Below are 19,067 nucleotides of genomic sequence, written 5' to 3' on the forward strand. Positions count from 1 at the left end.
GATCGGCCGGCCGACGCGCTGGGAGGAGCTCGCACCGGAGATCGCGCTGCGCGAGATGCTCGACCAGGGCTGGCCGTCCGCCGCGGCGGAGGGACGCCGCGAGGCGCTCAGCGCCGAGCTGGAGGTCGCGCGCGCCGCTCAGGTCGAGACCACCGACCTCGCGCAGACGCTCCGCGACCGCTACCAGGACATCCAGCGGTCCAGGATCGAGGGCATGGCCGCCGAGCTCGCCGCCAAGCTCGCCCCTGGCGACCCCTGCGCGGTGTGCGGTTCGCCCGACCACCCCGCTCCCGCCGCCCCGGCCGACGAGGCGCACACCGCCGAGGACGAGCGCGTGGCCCAGGGCGCCTACGAGGCGGCCCAGGAACGGCGCCGGGGTGCGGAGACCACGGTCACGGTGCTGCTCTCCCGCCTCGACGAGGTCCTCGCCGTCGCGGGGGAGGAGACCGGGGAACGGGCGGGGGAGGCCCTCGCCGAGGCCGGACGGGAACTGGAGGCGCTGACCTCCACGGCAGGCGCCGAGGACGTCCTCGCCGCCGAGGTGGAGCGGATCGCCGCCGAGCTGGACGGCGCGAGAACCCGGATCGAGGAGATCACCCGGCGGCTCGCCGAAGGCCATGCCCGCCTGGCGGGATGGCAGGCCGAGCGTGAGCGCCTGATCGCCCGCCTGGACGGGGCCCGGGGCGACGACCTCACGGTCCAGGCTCGCCGCGACCGCCTGGCGGCGGAGGCCGAGCGTCTCTCCGCGGCTCTGGCCGCCGCCGTCCACGCCGTCGAGGCCACCGCGGCCCACCGGGAGGCGAGCGCCCGGACCGACCTGGCCGTATCCGACGCCACGGGCGAGCTCGCCGAGGCGGAGGGGGCGCTGGCCGCGCTCCGGGAGTCGGCCGAGGCCGAGCCGGTGCTGGCGGCGGAGGCGGCCGGGATCGCCGCCGAGTCCGAGCGGCTCCGGGAACGCTCACGCGAACTCGCCGTCGACCTGGCGGCCCGCCGTACGGACGTCGAAAGGCTCGGCGCCGACGCCGAGCGGCTGGCCGGGCGCATCGACGAGGCACGCGGCCAGGACCCGACGCTGACCGCCAGGCTGGACCGGCTGGCCGACGAGGCGGAACTGCTCAGGGAGGCCGTCGAGGCGGTCAGGGACGAGCGGGTCAGCGCCGCCGAGCTGGTGACCGCCCGCGACCGGGCGCTGAGCGCCGTCGTCGAGGCGGGTTTCCTCGGGCTGGACGACGCCCGCGCGGCCGTACGCTCTCCCGCCGACCGGGAGGAGAAGGCCGCCCGTCTCCACGAGCTCGTCACGGAGAGCGCCGCGGTCGCCGCGATGCTCGCCGACCCCGAGCTGGTCGCCGCCGCCGCCGAGCCGGAACCCGACCTCTTGAGCCTGCGCGAGGCGCGGGACGCGGCCGACGCCGCCCATGCCCGCCTGCTCTCCGAGCGGAGCCAGGCCGAGGGCCGGCTGGCCCGGCTGGCCGCGCTCCGCATCGAACTGGCCGCCTGCCTGGAACGCTGGCGGCCCGCCGACGAGCAGCACCGCCTGGCCGACCGGCTCGCCGCCCTGACCGGCGGGAACTCCGCCGACAACCGGTGGCGGATGCGGCTCTCCTCGTACGTGCTCGGCGAGCGCCTCAGCCAGGTGGTCGCCTCGGCCAACGAGCGACTCGACCACATGTCGGGCGGGCGCTACCTGCTGGAGCACAACCGCGACCGCTCCGCCGGCGACCGGAGCAGGTCCGGCGGCGGGCTCGGCCTGCACATCCTGGACAGCTGGACCGGCGTCGGCCGCGACCCGGCGACCCTGTCGGGCGGCGAGAGCTTCATCACCTCCCTGGCCCTGGCCCTCGGCCTGGCCGACGTGGTCACCGCCGAGGCCGGGGGAGTCGACATCGGCACGCTCTTCGTCGACGAGGGCTTCGGCACCCTGGACGAGGACACCCTCGACGGGGTGCTCGACATCCTCGACGGCCTGCGCGACAACGGCCGCGCGGTCGGCATCGTCAGCCACGTCGCCGAGCTGCGCACCCGGGTCCCCGCCCAGCTGCACATCCGCAAGGAACGCCGCGGCTCGACGGTCCGTCAGTAATCTGCCCGACGACGGCGTGACGACGTGACGGTCTGCTGAGCGTCGCGCGACTCCGAGCGCGCGTACGACGGCACGCCCGATGGCACGCCCGGCGGTGTGGCCCGCGGGGCGCGGGAGTCGATGACGTCGTCGCCCGCCGAGCACCGCGGGCGATACCGAAGGGCCCGGCCTGCCGACGGCGCCATCGCGACACGAATCGCCGCGTGCCGAACGCCGCGTGCCGAACGCCGTGCGTCAGGGCGGCGCGGTTCGCGGGGCGCGTGACTCGAAGGCGAGGGTGTCCGAGGGGCCGTACCGGTGTGTCCTTTCCGTTCGGGGTGCCGCACCGGCGGTGGTGGATCAGGTCTTTTTGGGGATGGGTTAGAAGCATGTTACGGCTGCCCGGAATTTCAAATCAACCATTGACTCCCTCTTTGTCACTCCTTACTGTTCGTTCCACGCCGTTCGGTTCATCTGAACGCCGTACCGCTGAACGGAACGATGGGGATCCAGTGGGTGCCCACGGTCACATTCACGCCACCGAGAGAAAGAAGGGCGACGATGCCGGATCCGGGACCGCTGTTCTCGCCCGTCAGGCTGGGGCCGGTGTCGCTGCGCAACCGGGTTTTCGTGCCCGGCCACACCACCAATTTCGGCCTGGACAACCGCCCGACCGCCCGGCACACCGCCTACCACCTGGAACGTGCCAGAGGCGGGGTGGGACTGATCATCACCGAGGCGGTGCGGGTCCATCCCACCAGCGCCGGCAGGCACATCAGCCTGGGCAGCTTCGACGACTCCTCCATCCCGGCCTACGCCGAGGTCGCGGAGGCCGTGCGGGCCGAGGGGGCCCGGATCTTCGCCCAGATCATGCACGCGGGGCGGCAGGCCTCCGGGGACGCGACCCGCACCGCGGCCTGGTCGGCGGCCGACGTGCCGTGGGCCGCCGGAGCGCACGTCCCGCACGCGATGGGACACGGTGACATCGCCACGGTCGTCGACGCGTTCGGCGCGGCCGCCCGCCGCATGGCCCAGGCCGGGTACGACGGCGTGGAGGTCCATCTCGGCCACGGCCACCTGCTCCAGCAGTTCCTCTCGCCGGTCACCAACACCAGGACCGACGGCTACGGTGGCGACCTCGACGGGCGTCTCAGGCTCACCCGCGAGGTGCTCGCCTCGGTGACCCGGCAGGCGCCCGACCTGCCGGTGGGCCTGCGGATCAGCGCCGACGAGTTCCTGCCCGGCGGTCTGACGCCGCAGGACATGCTGGAGGTCGTCGGGCTGCTGCGCGGTGAGTTCCCGCTCGTCTACGTGCACGTCAGCCACTCGGCCTACCACGGCAGCTACTCGCTGGCGACGCAGATGGCCGACATGAGCTTCGGCCACGCGCCGTTCCGGCACCACGCCGCGCTGTTCAAGCGGAGCTTCCCCGACCTGGCCGTGCTGGCGGTGTGCCGGCTCGACAGCCTTTCCGAGGCCGTCGAGCTGGTCACCTCCGGTGAGGCCGACCTCGTGGGGCTGGCGCGGCCGCACATCGCCGACCCCCACCTGGTCCGCAAGGCGATGGAGGGCCGTTCGCACGAGTCCCGCTCGTGCCTGGCCTGCAACCAGGGCTGCATCGGGCGGCTGGAGAGCAGCCTGCCGATCTCCTGCGTGGTCAACCCCGAGGTCGGCGCCGAACGGGAGTGGCGGCGGACGAGGGCGGAGTCGCCGCTCGCCGGTGCCCGTCCCCGCCGGGTCCTCGTCGTCGGCGGCGGTCCCGCGGGCATGGAGGCGGCGCTGTCGGCCCGGCGCGCCGGCCACGACGTGACGCTCGCCGAGGCCAGCCCCGAGCTGGGCGGCCAGGTGGCGATCGCCGCCCGGGTACCCGGCAGGGAGCGCCTCGCGCTGCTCACCTCGGAACTCAGCCGGGACGTCGCCGCCGAGCGGATCACGATCCTGCTGGGGCACCGCGTCGAGGCGGCGGACCTCCTCGCGGGAGGTCGCCACGAGGGCGTCGACGACGTCATCGTGGCGACGGGCTCGCGGCCCCGGCGGCGGGAGTTGCCGGGCGGGCCTCCGGTGTTCGACCTGTGGCAGGCGGTCGCCTCCCTGGAGGACCCGGCCTCGCCGCTGCGCGGCACCGTCGTCGTCCGCGACGACGAGGGGGCCTGGCCCGCCGCGTCGATCGCCGAGCACCTGGCCGGGCTGGGGGCGAAGGTGCACCTGCTCTCCCCGACCGCCTCGCTTTCGGCCCGCATCACCACGTACTCCAGGCTCGCGCTCACCCACCGCTTCGGTGAACTGGGGGTCAAGGTCCACCCGCTGCGCGTCCCGCAGGGCGTCGAGGGCGGCCTGCTCACCCTCCGCGACACCCTGTGCGGTGATGTGGAGACCATGCCGGGCGTGACCGCGATCGTCGACGCGGGCACCCCCACCGCCGTGGACGAGCTCTACCGCGAGCTCGACGCCCTGCCCGAGGCCCCCCGCGTACACGTCGTCGGCGACGCCAACGCGCCGCGGACCGCGCTGGAGGCGGTCTATGAGGGACGGCTCGCCGGCACCTTCCTGACCGATGCCGTCAGCGGCGCGACCGCGCTGGCCCATGCGCGCTGAACCACGCCCCGAACCACGCCCCGAACCGCGCCCCGAACCACGCCCCGACCACACCGCCACCGTTCCCCGTCGACCCCGACGCGGCGCCGTAGAGGGGCACCGCTCGACCCCCAGAAGGAGAACCATGATCGATATTGAGGATCGCCTGACCTTCGACGAACGCTCCACCGTGGACTACATCCTGGCGATGCGCAAGAGGTGGGCCGACACGCTCTACCCCGCCCTCGCCGAGGAGTACCGCACCGACGGCGCTCCCGCGCAGACCGTGGAGGAGGCCGGCGAGCGTTTCCGTAACCTGAGCCTCTACTCGTGGTTCAGCCACCTTGAGCGGGTGCAGCAGAAGATGCTGTGGAAGACGGCCGGTGACGCCGTCATCAGCCGCCGCGCAGACCTGGTCGACCAACTGGGCGAGGTGGCGGCGCCGAAGGGCAGGCTCGTGCTGAACGCCGAGGTGGAGCTGCCGGACTGGTACACCGACTTCGACATCCACATCCAGCCCGGCGGGTTCTTCTCCGATGACCTGTCGGCTTACGTCTACGAGTTCGGCGCGCGGATCGTCATGCTGCGCGACAACGACGGCTACAAGTTCCACCAGCTGTTCACCCAGACCGCGCTGCCCGACCTGCCGGATGCGGCCCGCGTGATCGACATCGGCTGCGGCTTCGGCAAGAGCACCCGCCCGCTCGCGAAGCGCTACCCGCAGGCCGAGGTCATCGGCATCGACTTCGCCGCCCCCGGCCTGCGCCTGGCGCACGCCGAGGCCGAGGCCGAGGACGTCGCGATCACCTACCTCCAGGGCGACGGCAGGACGACCGGCCTGCCGGACGGCTCCTGCGACGTGGTCACCGGCACGATGGTGCTGCACGAGATGCCGGCCCAGGCGGTACGGGAGACCATCCAGGAGGCCGCCCGCCTGCTGCGGCCCGGTGGGGCGCTCCGCTTCCTGGAGTTCCAGCCGACCGGTGACCCGTTCAGGGACGCGACGATCTTCGAGCACGCCGAGCGCAACAACGAGCCCTTCTTCCACGACCTGTTCGCCTCCGACCTCCTGGAGTTCTGCCGCGAGGCCGGTCTGACCGACGCGTCCTGGTCCCCGTTCGACGAGCGCAATGAGGGCGTGCGCCCCGAGGGCTGGGGAGACCGGCGCGAATGGCACTTCCCGTGGGCGGCTCTCGCCGCGAACAAGCCGGAGAACTGATGAGCGACGAATTCGACTACTTCCGCGACCGTCACCTGGGCAAGCTGCTCGACCTGGTCCTGCAGCTCAGCACCGACCTGCACGTCGCCAACCAGCGGTTGCACGGTCTGGAGGCGCTGCTGGTCCGCCACGACGTCCTCTCCGAGGGAGAGCTCGACTCCCTGGTGCCCGACGAGGCGGAGCGCCGGACCCTGGAGCACCAGCGCGACGCGATGATGAACCGCCTGATGAGGATCATCGCGGAGAGCGGCCCCGCCGAGCACCCGCTGCGCGACCAGTGGGAGGCCGCCCTGGCGGCCAAGGCCGGCTGATGGCCACCGGCACGGCGGCCAGGCTCGTCGACCACTACCTGCAACTGTGCGAGGACCGCGACCTCGACGAGGCCGCCAGGCTCCTCGCGCCGGGGGTGCGGCTCGTCTTCCCGGGGGACCTGGTCTTCACCTCACTGTCGGAGATGGTCGCCGGCGCCGGTGGCCGCTACCTGTGGGTGCGCAAGAACCGCGAACGGTACTTCGAGGGTGACGGTGACGACGCCGTCGTCGTCACCTCCCTGGGCACCCTGTACGGCGAGGACCTGGCCGGAGCCCCCTTCTCGGGCATCCGCTACGTGGACGTGTTCGTCATCCGCGACGGTCTCATCGCCGAGCAGCACGTCTACAACGACCTCAGCGAGGCCGGGTTCCCCCTCCCAGGCCTGACACCCCCCACCCCATCGGTTTGACAGAGGTGCCGTACGTGAAGAAATCCCTGCGACTGGGCGTTGGCGCCCTCACCGTCGCGACACTGACCATGCTGGCCGGCTGCGGTGGAGGCGACACTGCCGCCCCCGAGGGCGCCGACGGTGCCCAGACCGCCCGAGGAAAGATCACCTTCGCCATCGCCTCGGCGGTCATCGGCCCGAAGGAGGAGGTCGCCGCCTACGCGGTGGCCAAGGACCAGGGCTTCTTCGACGAGCAGAACCTGGACGTCGAGACCATCAACGCCGACGGGTCCGTGGCCGCCATCCAGGCGGTCGCGTCCGGCAGCGCCGACATCACCGCGGCCGACGCGGGCTCGATCCTCGCCGCGGTGGAGAAGGGCGTGCCGGTCAAGGCGATCGGCGGCCTGGTGCAGAACTGGCCGTGGGTCATGGCGGTCAAGCCGGGCAGCGGCATCAAGAGCGGCGCCGACCTCAAGGGCAAGAAGATCGGCGTCATCAGCCTGGCGTCGGGCTCCAGCCCGTACGCGCGGGGCTACGTCCGCGAGGCCGGGCTGGACCCGGAGAAGGACGTCGAACTGCTGCCCGTCGGTGTGGGCGCGCAGGCCGCCAGCGCGATCAGCAGCGGCCAGGTGGACGCGCTCGCGCTCTACACCCAGGCGTATGCCACGATCGAGAACTCCGGCGTCACCTACGAGTACCTCCCCAACCCGGACATGTTCCAGGGGATCCGCTCCATCACCTTCGCCGTGCGCAAGGACGCCTTCGACGAGAAGAAGGACGTGCTGACCCGCTTCCTGCGCGCCGGCTACCAGGGCATGCTCTTCTCCGCGGTCAACAACGAGGCCGCCACCCGCATCGGCTACACGGTCTTCCCGCAGATCCTGGCGGGCAAGTCCGCCGAGGACCGGATCGCCGACGACACCAAGGTCATGGCGGCGTGGCTGAAGACCGCGACCCCCACCACCGGCGAGCCGGAGACCTTCGCGGACTGGGGCGCGATCAGCGACCAGGAGTGGACGAAGACCGCCGCTTACACCAAGGGCGCCGGGCAGATCACCAAGGACCCGGTGCTCGCCGACGTCTGGGACGCGAGCCTGCTGCCGGCGGCCAACGAGTTCGACTCCGCCGCGGTGGTCTCCAAGGCCAAGGCGTACAGCCCGAAGTGACCCGGGGGGTACGCCCGAGGTGACCCGGGGCCGCACACCCCGCGGTGCGGCCCCGGGACCCGGGGCCGCACCACCAGAAGTGGATCAGGGCCGGAGCGACCGGCGACCACGACCGACCAGCACCCGAGCATCGAAGAGGAGGGCCGATGGCCATCAGGACCCCCGGCCGCCGCCAGGCCACCGCCGCATCGGCATCGGTGGACGAAGACGCATGGATCGAGGTGGCCGGCCTGCAGAAGCTGTACCGGCCCCGCAGGTCGGAGCCCACCCATGCGCTTTCCGACATCGGTTTCACCGTCAGGCGGGGGGAGTTCATCTCCATCGTCGGACCCTCCGGATGCGGTAAGACCACCCTGCTGAAGATCCTTGCCGGGCTGATCCCCAAGAGCGAGGGCGTCGTCCGCGTCGCGGGACGGGACGTGACCAAGCCGCTCCCCGAGGTGGGCATGGTCTTCCAGGCCGCGACCCTGCTGCCCTGGCGCACCATCCTGGAGAACGTGATGGTCCCCGTCGAGGTGCAGAAACTCGACGCGGCCGTCTACCGCGAGCAGGCCAGGAACCTGCTGAACATGGTCGGCCTGGACGGCTTCGGCGACAAGTACCCGCACGAGCTCAGCGGCGGCATGCAGCAGCGCGCCGGGATCTGCCGGGCCCTGGTGCACGACCCGTCCGTACTGCTCATGGACGAGCCGTTCGGTGCCCTGGACGCGATGACCAGGGAGTACATGAACGTCGAGCTGCTGCGCATCTGGAAGGAGAGCGGCAAGACCGTCGTCCTGGTCACCCACTCCATTCCCGAGGCGGTGTTCCTGTCCGACCGGGTCATCGTGCTCAGCTCCCGTCCCGGGCGGATCGCCGAGATCGTCCCGATCGAGCTGGGGCGCCCGCGCGATCTCAGCGTCATGTCCTCCGATCGCGCAGGGGTCTACGTGACGCGAATCCGCCAGCACTTCAACGCCGCCGGCGTCATCGACTGACGAGGTACACCACCATGACAATGACCAAGGCCACCGACGGCCGACCCGCCCGTCCGCCGGGCCAGGAACGGAAAAAGAGCCGCCTGAGGGGATTCGACCTCCGCGAGCGCCCCGAGCTCATCATGGTCCCCGGGGTCTTCGTGACCGCGGTGCTCGCCTGGGAGTTCCTCGTGCAGCCCCTCGGCATCGACGACTACGTGCTGCCCCGGCCCTCGCAGATCGTCGCGTCGCTGGTCACCCAGCTCACCGACGACCAGTTCTGGTCGCACCTGCTGGTCACGCTCCAGGAGTCCCTGATCGGCTTCGTGATCGGTGTCGGCGCGGCGATGGTGCTGGGCACGCTGATCTCGCAGGTGCGGCTGGCCGAGCGCACGCTCATGCCGTACATCGTCGCCTTCCAGACGGTGCCGAAGGTCGCCCTGGCGCCGCTGTTCGTCGTCTGGTTCGGCTTCGGCATGACCAGCAAGATCGTCATGGCGGCGGTCATCTCCTTCTTCCCGATGCTGGTCAACGTCATCGAGGGGCTGCGCTCGGCCGACGCCGACCGGATCCAGATGCTGACCGTGTTCGGCGCGGGCAGGTTCCAGGTCTTCCGCATGGTCCGGCTGCCGAGCGCGCTGCCCTTCATCTTCGCCGGGCTCGACATCGGGATCGTCTTCGCCATCCTCGGCGCGGTCGTCGGCGAGTTCATCGGCGCGAAGGAGGGGCTTGGGTACCTGCTCCTGCAGACCAACTACAACTTCGACATCTCCGGAATGTTCGCGGTCCTGGTGGTGCTCTCCGTGCTCGGCCTCATCGCGCACTCCCTCATCCGTTTCGCCCAGCGGCGCTTCGCCTTCTGGGCCGAGGACAGCCGGGTGATCGGCGCATGAGCGATCCGAACCGCTTCGACGGCAGGGTGGCCCTGGTCACCGGCGCGGGCCGGGGCATCGGCGCGGCGATCGCCGCCACGCTCGCGGCCCGCGGCGCCCGCGTGGCCCAGGCGGACGTGACCTCCGGCGACGACTGGCAGGCGCCGCTGCCCGAGAGCGACGGGCACACCCGCCACCACGTCGACGTCCGCTCGGCGGAGTCCTGCCGCGCGCTGGTCGCCGAGGTGCTCGCCGCGCACGGCCGCCTCGACCACCTGGTCAACAACGCGGGCATCGTACGGCGGGGGCCGGCGGCCACGATGAGCGAGGGTGACTTCACAGACGTCCTCGACGTCAACCTCACCGGCACCTTCCGGATGTCCCAGGCCGCCTACCCGGCGCTGCGCGACGCGGCCAAGGCGGCCGGCGAGGGCGGTGAGAGCGCCGCGAGCGTGGTGAACATCGGCTCGACCAACGGCCACATCGCGGTCCTGGACACCCTCGGCTACTGCGTCAGCAAGGCCGGGGTGATGCACATGGCCAAGGTGCTCGCTCTGGAGTGGGCCCCCGACGGCGTCCGGGTCAACGCCGTCGGACCCACGATCGTGCCCACCGACATGACGGCCGACGTTCGCGCCAACGAGGCGTACATGAAAGACAAAATGGCCACCATCCCCCTGGGCCGCATGGCAGGGGCCGGCGACGTCGCCAACGCGGTCGCCTTCCTGCTCAGCCCCGCCGCCGCCATGACCACCGGTCAGACGATCTACGTCGACGGCGGAGTGATCACCCAGTGACGCGTGAGGAGCACTCCATGTCCAAGCCCGATGTCGCCGCCGCACTGGCCGCCGTCGACGCCCACCTCGACACCTTCGTCGAGGAGCTGCAGCAGCTCTGCCGGATCCGCAGCCGCCGCCAGGAACCCGAGCAGATGGTGGCCACCGCCGAGTTCCTCGCCGCCTCGGTCGGCCGCTGGGGCGGCACCGCCGAGGTCATCCCCTGGGAACACTCCCACCCGTACGTGCTGGGTGAGATCGGCGGCGGGGAGCGCACCCTGCTGCACTTCAACCACTACGACGTCGAGGTGGAGCCGACCGGCGACGACGACCGGTGGATCAGCCCCCCGTACGCGGCGGAGATCCACGACGGACGGCTGTACGCGCGAGGCGTCGCCGACGACAAGGGCGCCCTGATGTCGCGGGTGCACGCCGCCGCCGCGTGGCGGCTGTCCGGCCAGGAGGCGCCGGTCACCAGCCGCTACATCATGGAGGGCAAGCAGTGGCTGCACAGCCCCGGCCTCGGCTCGTTCGTCCGCGCGCACGCCGACCGGCTGACGAGCGACGGCACCCTGTGGGAGAACTCCTGGGTGGACGAGCAGGGCAGGCCGCTGCTCAAGCTCAGTGAGAAGGGCGTGCTCTATCTCAGGCTGACCGCCACCACCCTGACCCGTGAGCTGACCAGCCAGAACACCGCGCTGCTGCCGTCGGCGACCACCCGCCTGGCCGCGGCGCTGGCGAGCCTGCAGCGGCCCGACGGCACCGTCACCGTGACGGGCTTCGCCGACGACGCGCGGGTGCCCACCGACGAGGAGCGGGAGCTGCTGGCCCGGCTGCACTTCGACGGCGACTTCCTGCGCGCCCGGGCCGGAGTCGACTCCTTCATCGGCGGCCTCGACGACGCCCAGGCCGCGGTCGAGATCCGCACCCGCCCGACCCTGACGGTCGCCGGCATCGTCGGCGGCGACAACCGCGACGACATCACCCTCGGCATCCCGGCCACCGCGGCCGCCAAGGTGGAGATCCGCCTGGTCGCCGGGCAGGACCCCGAGCGGGTGCTGCGGGCCGTCGGCAAGCATCTGGCCGACGGCGGCTTCGGTGACATCGCGATCGAGGTCATGGCCACCAGCAGTCCGAGCGCCACCGACCACCGCGACCCGTTCGTGTCGCTGGTCGCCGACGCGGCCCGCCGTGTCTACGGTGCCGAGCCCGTCATCGAGCCGTACACGCAGTGGATCGGCAACCAGGGCGTCATGGGCGGGCGCCCGATCGTCGGCGTCGGCGTCTCGCGCGCCGACTCCGGGGTCGACGGCCCCAACGAGAACATTCTTGTGGAGGACTACCGCATGGGTATCAAGCACGTCGTCGAGGTCATGGCCGCGATGGCGGTGGATCGATGAGCGCCACCCACCTGCGCGGTGCCTCCGAGCGCGGTTACCTGGAGCTGCCCTGGGGTCAGGTCCACTACCGGCGCGCGGGCGACCCCGCGGCGGTCCCGCTGCTCATCCTGCACCAGTCGCCGCTGTCGTCGGCGACCTACGAGCCCGCCCTCGCCGCCCTGGCCGCGCACGGCCTGTACGTCGTCGCGGTCGACACCCCCGGCTTCGGGATGTCGGACGCGCCCGGTGAGCAGTGGTCCATCCCCGACTACGCGGCGGCGACGTGGCGGATCGCCGACGCGCTCGGCCTGGAGAAGGTGCATCTGCTCGGGCAGCACACCGGCGCCGTGATCGCCGCCGAGGCGGCGCTCACCGCCCGTGACCGGGTGAGCGGCCTGATCTTCCAGGGGCTGCCGCTGTACGACGACGCCGAGCGTGCGAAGAAGAAGGCCGGCTACGCGCCGGGCTACCAGGTCGCCCACGACGGCAGCCACCTGACGACGATCTGGGAGCGGGTCTACTGGCTCTATCCGAGGATCTTGGCGGAGTCGGCCAGCCGCCAGGTCGCCGAGTATCTCAGCGTGGGTCCCGACTACGCGGTCGCCTATCGGGCGGTCTTCGACCACCATCTGGACACCGCCGCGCTCGCCGGCATCCCCATGCTGCTGCTGCACGGCGGCGACGACGTGGTGGCCAGGATGAACGACGTCGTCCAGGCCGCGCTGCCGGGCGTACCGCTGGTCACCATCCCCGGCGGCACCGACTTCGTCGCCGAGGAGCAGCCGGAGATCTTCGCCAAGGCGGTGGCCGAACACGTACTGGCGCACCGGGCCGAGCGACCGGAGGCGACGTTCAAGCCGATCTACACCGCGACCGTCGAGGTCCAGGGCGGTCGCGCGGGTAGCGCCCGCTCGCTCACCGGCTCGCTGGACCTCGCCCTCACCAGGCCCGCCGACCGCACGCCCGGCGACACCGGCACCGACCCCGAGGAGCTCTTCGCCGCGGGATACGGGGCCTGCTTCGCCAGTGCCCTGGGGATCGTGGCACGGCGCGAGCGGATCGGCCTCGACCCGGTGAGCATCACCACGTCGGTGACCCTCGGCTCGGTGCCCGGCGGGAAGTACGCGATCGCCGCCGCGCTCGGCATCTCCGCGCCGCACGTCCCGCAGGCGGACCTGGAGCGGATCGTCGGCATCGCCGACGGCCTGTGCCCCTACTCCAACGCGATCCGAGGTAACGCTGAGGTCACGATTGAAGTCCTCGGCGGCCCTCCGGACAGCGCTGCCCTATGACATTCACATGATCTCTCCCCCTACCGCGTCGCCTGCCGCGCGCGTCCTGACCAACGAGGAAACCATGACCGTCGATGACATCGGAGAGGAGCAGGAGCCGGAGCGTTCCCGCTCCGGTATCGCGCGGGCTCTCGCCGTGATCGATGTCATCGGCAGGTCGCCTCAGGCTCAGGGCGTCTCCGTGATCGCGCGGCAGACCGGCCTGCCCAAGGCCGTGACACACCGCATACTGCGGGAGTTGGTGGTCGGCCAGTTCCTGAGTTTCGACGAGGACAGGAAGCTCTACCGCCTCGGCCCCGGGGCGTTGAGCATCGGCCTGGCCGCGATGCGCGAACTCGACGTGCCCGCCGTCGCGCACCGGCACCTGGTGGCGCTGGCCGAGCGGGCGGGCGAGACGGCGACGCTCTCGCTCCGCCAGGGCTGGTCGCGGGTCTACGTCGACCAGGTCCTCTCCGACCAGGAGATCCGGATGTCGGTGGCGCTGGGCACCAGCCATCCCCTGCACGCGGGGTCCTCCTCCAAGGCGATCCTCGCGGCGCTGCCCGACGCGGAGGTGGACGACTACGTGGCCCACCACCGCCTCGACAGCGTCACCGACGCCACGATCACCTCGACGACCGCGCTGGGCGAGGAGATCGACCGGATCCGCACCCTCGGCTACGCGGTCAGCTTCGGCGAGCGGCAGTCGGGGGCGACGAGTGTGGCGGCGGCGTTCCGCGGCGCGACCGGGCAGGTCGTCGGATCGGTGTCACTGTGCGGGGCGCAGGACATGTTCATTCGCAGCCGCAGAGAACTGCTGGGGGAGTGGGTGGCCACCGCGGCCGCCGACATCTCGGCCGACCTCGGCTTTCGCACAACAGGCCGGAACGGGGGGGACATCGGGTGACGCCCGTCCGGAAGAACATCGACGAAACCTTTTCTGACCTGGGGGTAAGCATGCACGACGGACCACTGGAGGGCCTGCGGGTCGTCGACGCCTCGACGATCCTGGCCGGGCCGCTGTGCGCTCAGATCCTCGGCGACTTCGGTGCCGAGGTGGTGAAGATCGAGCATCCGACGGCGGGCGACGGCATGCGCGGCCACGGCGAGTCCAAGGACGGTGTCTCGCTGTGGTGGAAGGAGATCTCCCGAAACAAGCGGACGATCGGGCTCAGCCTGTCCGCGCCCGAGGGGGCCTCGCTCTTCCTGCGGCTGATGGAACGTACCGACGTGCTCATCGAGAACTTCCGGCCGGGCACCCTGGAGCGCTGGGGGCTGGGCCCCGACAGGCTGCACGAGGTCAACCCCGGGCTGGTCATCGTCAGGATCACCGGCTTCGGGCAGACGGGGCCGTACGCGGGGCGGGCCGGGTTCGGCACGCTCGCCGAGGCGATGAGCGGCTTCGCCCACCTGACCGGCGAGGCCGAGGGACCGCCTACGCTGCCCGCCTTCGGGTTGGCCGACAGCATCTGCGGCATCGCGGCCTCGTCGGCGACGATGATGGCGCTGTGGGACCGCGAGCGTGACCCGGAAAAGCGCGGTCAGGTCGTCGACATGAGCCTGCTGGAGCCCATCATGACGGCCGTCGGCCCCTCGCCGACCGTCTACCAGCAGCTCGGGACCATCGCGCACCGGCACGGCAACCGTTCCACCAACAACGCGCCGCGCAACACCTATCTCACCTCCGACGGCCACTGGGTGGCGGTCTCGACCAGTGCCCAGACGATCGCCGAGCGGGTGATGCGCCTGGTCGGGCACCCCGAGGTGATCGACGAGCCCTGGTTCGCCACCGGCGCGGGCCGGGTCCAGCACGTGGAACTGCTGGACCGGCTGCTCGGCGACTGGGTCGCCGAGCGCACCCGGGAGGAGGTCGTCGCGGAGTTCACCGCGGCGGGCGCCGCGGTCGCCCCGGTCTACGACGCCCGGGACCTCGTGGAGGATCCCCACGTCCGCGAGACCGGGATGCTCACCTCCGTCGACGACGCCGACCTCGGCTCCGTGCTGATGCACAACGTGATGTGGCGGATGTCGCGGACACCGGGCCGGATCCGGTTCACCGGCCGTGACCTGGGAGCCGACACGGACCATGTGCTCGTCGAGGAGCTGGGCTGTGACCCCGCGACCCTGGGCGACCTACGAGAACGAAAGATCATCGCCTGATCCGCGACGGCGCGGTGACGCGTCGATCGGGGGGACAGACGGACATCGGGAGAGACGAGACGACGTGAGCACATCCACCACCCTGGCCACCTCGCCGGGAGAGACGGTACGCGACCCCCTGTTGGAGGCGGTACGCGGCGGCGTGACCGTGTACGACCTGGGCCGCCCGTTCTACGCGGGCATGCCACAGTCGCCCAACCACCCCGCGTACACCCACACGCTCCCGCGCCGCCACGGCGACAAGGTGCGTCCCGACGGTGGGTCGGCGGCCAACGACATGCTCGTCATGGGCACCCACGTGGGCACGCACATCGACGCGCTGGCCCATGTGTCCCACGACGGCAGGCTGCACGGCGGGGCGGACGCGGCGGCGGCCTGTGTCGGGGGCCGCTACCCCGAGCACGGCATCCACACGGTCGCGCCGATGGTGTGCAGAGGCGTGCTGCTCGACCTGCCCGCCGCGCTCGGAGTGGCCTCCTGCGAGCCGGGCTACGAGATCACCCCGGCCGACCTCGACAGGGCCGTACGGGAGCAGGGCACCGAGGTCGAGGCCGGTGACGTCGTGCTGATCCGCAGCGGGTGGGGCAGCCGTTTCTCCGATCCCGACCGCACGGTCTACATCGGCTCCGAGTCCGGCGTCCCAGGGGTGGGGGAGGCGGGGGCGTACTGGCTGGCCGAGCGCGGGGTGCGTGCCGCCGGGGCCGACACCATCGCCTTCGAGTGCCTGGCTCCGGGGCAGGGGCACAGCGTGCTGCCCGCGCACCGGGTGCTGCTGGTGGAGTCCGGCGTCTACATCATCGAGACGATGAACCTGGAGGAGCCGGCCCTGCACGGCGTGCACGAGTTCACCTTCGTGCTGTCGCCGCTGGCGCTCTTCGGCGCCACCGGCTCGCCGGTACGGCCGCTGGCGATCGTCGGCCGGAGCGCCGAGGCCGCCGGGGAGGCGGATCGCCGTGGCTGAGCCGACGCTCGGCCGCCAACTGGCCGACTTCGCCACCGACACCTCCTACTCGACGCTGCCCGCCGACGTCGTCGACAGCGTCCGCAAGCGAGTGCTCGACGTGATCGGGCTGTGCGTGGCCGCGCACCGGCTGCCGACCAGCGCCGCCATCGTGGAGTACGTCCGTGACCAGGGCGGGCGCCCCCAGGCCCACATCGTGAGCGGCGGCTCCGCGGTGCCCGCACCGCTGGCCGCCCTCGCCAACGGGGTGCTCGCCCACTCCCTCGACTACGACGACACCCACCTGCCCTCGGTGCTGCACCCCAGCGCCTCGGTGGTCCCGGCCGCGCTGGCCGCCGCCGAGCTGGCCGGGGCCTCCGGCCGCGAGACGATCCACGCCATCGCGGTCGGCCTGGAGGTGTGCGTACGGATCGGCATGGCGGGCTACGACCGTGAGGCCGGCAACTCGACGTTCTTCGAGCACGGCCAGCACGCCACGTCCATCTGCGGTGCCCTGGGGGGCGCCGTCGCCGCGGCCGTGCTGCTCGGCCTGCCGCGCGAGGGCGTGCTCGACGCGCTCGGCGTCGCCGCCTCCACCGCCTCGGGCATCATCGAGGCCAACCGCACCGGCGGCACCGTCAAGCGGCTGCACTGCGGGTGGGCGGCGCAGTCGGCGGTGACCTCGGCCGAGCTGGTCAGGCGCGGCTTCACCGGGCCGCCGACCGTGCTCGAGGGCAGGTTCGGCTTCTTCCAGGCGTTCCTGCACGGGCGGTACGAGGCTTCGGAGATCACCTCCGGTCTCGGCACCGACTGGGCGGTCCCCGGGATCTTCTTCAAGCCCTACCCCGCCAACCACTTCGTGCACACCGCCGTGGACGCCGCGATCGGGCTGCGCGAGCAGGGGCTCGACCCCTCGCGGGTGGAGAGCCTGACGCTGGGCGTCCCCGCGCCCGTCATCCGGACGATCGGCGAGCCGATCGAGGGCAAGCGCGCTCCCGAGACCGGCTACCAGGCGCAGTTCAGCGGTCCGTACGCGGTCGCGGCCGGGCTGCTGGGCGGCGGCGGTCTCGGCGTGGGGCTGGCGGACTTCACCGACGAACTGGCCCGCGACCCGCTCCGCAGGGACCTCATGGCCAAGGTCGAGGTGGTGGCGGACGAGCGTGCCACCGAGATCTTCCCCCACCAGTTCCCCGCGGTGCTGCGCGCCCGCGACGCCGACGGCCGCGAATGGAGCCAGGAGGTGCTCACCAACAGGGGCGGCCCCCAGCGGCCGCTCTCGGCGGGCGAGCTGGCGGCGAAGTTCCGCGACAACGCCGAGGGGCGGCTGTCGGCCGCCGCCATGGACGCCGTGACCGACCGGGTGGCACGGCTCGACGAACTGGACGACATCGGAGACCTGCTCCGCCTGGTGGCGGAGCCGCAGCACGCGACAGGAGACGGCCGTGACTGAGTATGACCTGCTGGTGAAGAACGTCCGCGTGGTCTCGCACGACCGCGACGAGCCCGTCGAGGCGGACATCGCCATCAAGGACGGGCGGATCGCCAGGGTGGAGCCCGGCCTGGACGCCTCGGCGGCCCGCGAGGTCGTCGACGGCGCCGGCAAGCTCGCCTTCCCCGGCGTGGTGGACGCCCACCAGCACTGGGGCATCTACAACCCGCTGAGCGAGGACACCGTCTCGGAGAGCAGGGCCAGCGCCCAGGGCGGTGTCACCACCGCGCTGACCTACATGCGGACCGGCCAGTACTACCTCAACAAGGGCGGCGAGTACGCCGACTTCTTCCCCGAGGTGCTCGACGCCGCCGCCGACCGCGCCTACGTCGACTACGGCTTCCACCTCGCGCCGATGTCGCGCGGCCACATCGGGGAGATCCCCGACCTGATCGAGCGCTTCGGCGTCACCTCGTTCAAGGTCTTCATGTTCTACGGCAGCCACGGCCTGCACGGCCGCTCCGCCGACCAGAACTCCTTCCTGATGATCCCGCCAGGGGAGCGCTACGACTACGCGCACTTCGAGTTCGTGATGCGCGGCGTGCAGGCGGCCAGGGAGCGCTTCCCCGACCTCGCCGACGAGATCTCGCTGTCGCTGCACTGCGAGACCGCCGAGATCATGAGCGCGTACACCAAGATGGTGGAGGACGCCGGAGACCTGAGCGGCCTGGCCGCCTACCACGCCTCCCGGCCGCCGCACTCCGAGGGCCTGGCGGTCTCCATCGCCTCCTACCTGGCCCACGAGACCGGCCTGCCCACCATCAACCTGCTGCACCTGTCGTCCAGGAAGGCGGTGGACGCCGCGGTCCGGATGGCCGGCGCGTTCCCGCACATCAACTTCCGGCGCGAGGTGACCGTCGGCCACCTGCTGGCCGACATCACCACCGCGCACGGCCTCGGCGGCAAGGTCAACCCGCCGCTGCGGCCCCGCGAGGACGTCGAGGCCCTGTGGGAGTACGTGCTGGACGGCACGGTCGACTGGGTGGTCAGCGACCACGCCTGCTGCCGGGACGAGACGAAGTTCGGCGAGCCGCGCGACGACGTCTTCGTGGCCAAGTCCGGCTTCGGCGGGGCGGAGTACCTGCTCCCAGGGATGATCACCGAGGGCCGTCGGCGTGGCCTGTCCTACGGCCGCATCGCGGCGCTCACCGCGCGGAACCCGGCCGTCCGCTACGGCCTGCGCACCAAGGGCGCCATCGCGGTCGGCCTGGACGCCGACCTGTGCCTCGTCGACCCGGACAAGACCTGGACCGTCCGGGCCGCCGAGTCGGAGTCGACCCAGGAGTACACCCCGTTCGAGGGCTTCGAGCTGACCGCCCAGGTCACCGACACCTTCGTCCGAGGCCACCGGGTGCTGGACGGCGGAAAGATCGTCGGCGACCCGGTAGGCCGCTACATCCACCGCCCCACCGGCATCGCCTGACCGGTTCTTTCGGCCACCCCCTGTGAGGACTTCGACGTGCGGGCCCTGCTCGGGCTCAGCGGGCGGGATCCGGCCTGGAAGCC

At 71.8% G+C, this 19,067-nt stretch carries 16 protein-coding genes; all 16 read left to right on the forward strand.

Going from position 1 to position 19,067, the window contains the following annotated elements; all coding sequences use genetic code 11:
* The coding region (locus ABZ260_RS24295; RefSeq protein WP_355621732.1) for an SbcC/MukB-like Walker B domain-containing protein at positions 1-2,080 on the forward strand (2,080 nt) is incomplete at its 5' end.
* 540 nt (positions 2,081-2,620) lie between these two features.
* On the forward strand, positions 2,621-4,654 hold the full coding sequence (locus tag ABZ260_RS24300; protein WP_355621735.1) for an FAD-dependent oxidoreductase: 2,034 nt from the start codon (positions 2,621-2,623) through the stop codon (positions 4,652-4,654).
* A 124-nt stretch (positions 4,655-4,778) separates the two neighbouring features.
* The gene (locus ABZ260_RS24305; RefSeq protein WP_355621738.1) at positions 4,779-5,852 is read left to right on the forward strand and encodes a class I SAM-dependent methyltransferase; all 1,074 of its coding nucleotides are present in this window, start codon (positions 4,779-4,781) and stop codon (positions 5,850-5,852) included.
* Positions 5,852-6,163, forward strand: coding sequence for a hypothetical protein (locus tag ABZ260_RS24310; protein WP_355562035.1), 312 nt, complete (start codon positions 5,852-5,854; stop codon positions 6,161-6,163). The genes ABZ260_RS24305 and ABZ260_RS24310 overlap by 1 nt, the downstream gene beginning before the upstream one ends.
* The gene (locus ABZ260_RS24315; RefSeq protein ID WP_355621741.1) at positions 6,163-6,573 is read left to right on the forward strand and encodes a nuclear transport factor 2 family protein; all 411 of its coding nucleotides are present in this window, start codon (positions 6,163-6,165) and stop codon (positions 6,571-6,573) included. The genes ABZ260_RS24310 and ABZ260_RS24315 overlap by 1 nt, the downstream gene beginning before the upstream one ends.
* Positions 6,574-6,587: 14 nt before the next feature.
* Entirely contained in the window at positions 6,588-7,718 is a 1,131-nt protein-coding gene (locus tag ABZ260_RS24320) for an ABC transporter substrate-binding protein (protein ID WP_355621744.1), read from the forward strand.
* Between the two features lie 146 nt (positions 7,719-7,864).
* Complete coding sequence (locus tag ABZ260_RS24325; RefSeq protein WP_355551458.1) at positions 7,865-8,695, forward strand: ABC transporter ATP-binding protein; 831 nt, start codon at positions 7,865-7,867, stop codon at positions 8,693-8,695.
* A gap of 14 nt (positions 8,696-8,709) precedes the next feature.
* Complete coding sequence (locus ABZ260_RS24330; protein WP_355551456.1) at positions 8,710-9,567, forward strand: ABC transporter permease; 858 nt, start codon at positions 8,710-8,712, stop codon at positions 9,565-9,567.
* Positions 9,564-10,343, forward strand: a complete 780-nt coding sequence (locus ABZ260_RS24335) for an SDR family NAD(P)-dependent oxidoreductase (protein ID WP_355551454.1) — start codon at positions 9,564-9,566, stop codon at positions 10,341-10,343. The genes ABZ260_RS24330 and ABZ260_RS24335 overlap by 4 nt, the downstream gene beginning before the upstream one ends.
* A 17-nt stretch (positions 10,344-10,360) precedes the next feature.
* Positions 10,361-11,722 carry a M20/M25/M40 family metallo-hydrolase gene (locus ABZ260_RS24340; RefSeq protein WP_355621747.1) on the forward strand — a complete coding sequence of 454 codons (1,362 nt, stop codon included), beginning with the start codon at positions 10,361-10,363 and terminating at the stop codon, positions 11,720-11,722.
* Entirely contained in the window at positions 11,719-12,993 is a 1,275-nt protein-coding gene (locus ABZ260_RS24345; RefSeq protein WP_355621750.1) for an Ohr family peroxiredoxin, read from the forward strand. Before ABZ260_RS24340 ends, ABZ260_RS24345 begins: the two co-directional genes overlap by 4 nt.
* A 64-nt stretch (positions 12,994-13,057) precedes the next feature.
* Positions 13,058-13,879 (forward strand): IclR family transcriptional regulator, encoded by an 822-nt coding sequence (locus ABZ260_RS24350; protein WP_355621753.1) that lies wholly within the window; start codon positions 13,058-13,060, stop codon positions 13,877-13,879.
* 50 nt (positions 13,880-13,929) lie between these two features.
* On the forward strand, positions 13,930-15,132 hold the full coding sequence (locus ABZ260_RS24355; protein WP_355621756.1) for a CoA transferase: 1,203 nt from the start codon (positions 13,930-13,932) through the stop codon (positions 15,130-15,132).
* 64 nt (positions 15,133-15,196) lie between these two features.
* Complete coding sequence (locus ABZ260_RS24360) at positions 15,197-16,093, forward strand: cyclase family protein (protein ID WP_355621759.1); 897 nt, start codon at positions 15,197-15,199, stop codon at positions 16,091-16,093.
* On the forward strand, positions 16,086-17,522 hold the full coding sequence (locus ABZ260_RS24365) for an MmgE/PrpD family protein (protein WP_355621761.1): 1,437 nt from the start codon (positions 16,086-16,088) through the stop codon (positions 17,520-17,522). The genes ABZ260_RS24360 and ABZ260_RS24365 overlap by 8 nt, the downstream gene beginning before the upstream one ends.
* On the forward strand, positions 17,515-18,984 hold the full coding sequence (locus ABZ260_RS24370; RefSeq protein ID WP_355621764.1) for a dihydroorotase family protein: 1,470 nt from the start codon (positions 17,515-17,517) through the stop codon (positions 18,982-18,984). Before ABZ260_RS24365 ends, ABZ260_RS24370 begins: the two co-directional genes overlap by 8 nt.
* Positions 18,985-19,067: the final 83 nt, after the last annotated feature.

Origin of the sequence: Streptosporangium sp. NPDC006013, assembly GCF_040614275.1 — a bacterium.
Lineage (GTDB): Bacteria > Actinomycetota > Actinomycetes > Streptosporangiales > Streptosporangiaceae > Streptosporangium.

Bases quoted from the DNA above. Each gene is read 5' to 3' on its own strand.
- ABZ260_RS24300 (WP_355621735.1), top strand. From the start codon at position 2,621: ATGCCGGATCCGGGACCGCTGTTCTCGCCCGTCAGGCTGGGGCCGGTG.
- ABZ260_RS24305 (WP_355621738.1), top strand. From the start codon at position 4,779: ATGATCGATATTGAGGATCGCCTGACCTTCGACGAACGCTCCACCGTG.
- ABZ260_RS24310 (WP_355562035.1), top strand. From the start codon at position 5,852: ATGAGCGACGAATTCGACTACTTCCGCGACCGTCACCTGGGCAAGCTG.
- ABZ260_RS24315 (WP_355621741.1), top strand. From the start codon at position 6,163: ATGGCCACCGGCACGGCGGCCAGGCTCGTCGACCACTACCTGCAACTG.
- ABZ260_RS24325 (WP_355551458.1), top strand. From the start codon at position 7,865: ATGGCCATCAGGACCCCCGGCCGCCGCCAGGCCACCGCCGCATCGGCA.
- ABZ260_RS24330 (WP_355551456.1), top strand. From the start codon at position 8,710: ATGACAATGACCAAGGCCACCGACGGCCGACCCGCCCGTCCGCCGGGC.
- ABZ260_RS24335 (WP_355551454.1), top strand. From the start codon at position 9,564: ATGAGCGATCCGAACCGCTTCGACGGCAGGGTGGCCCTGGTCACCGGC.
- ABZ260_RS24340 (WP_355621747.1), top strand. From the start codon at position 10,361: ATGTCCAAGCCCGATGTCGCCGCCGCACTGGCCGCCGTCGACGCCCAC.
- ABZ260_RS24345 (WP_355621750.1), top strand. From the start codon at position 11,719: ATGAGCGCCACCCACCTGCGCGGTGCCTCCGAGCGCGGTTACCTGGAG.
- ABZ260_RS24350 (WP_355621753.1), top strand. From the start codon at position 13,058: ATGACCGTCGATGACATCGGAGAGGAGCAGGAGCCGGAGCGTTCCCGC.
- ABZ260_RS24355 (WP_355621756.1), top strand. From the start codon at position 13,930: ATGCACGACGGACCACTGGAGGGCCTGCGGGTCGTCGACGCCTCGACG.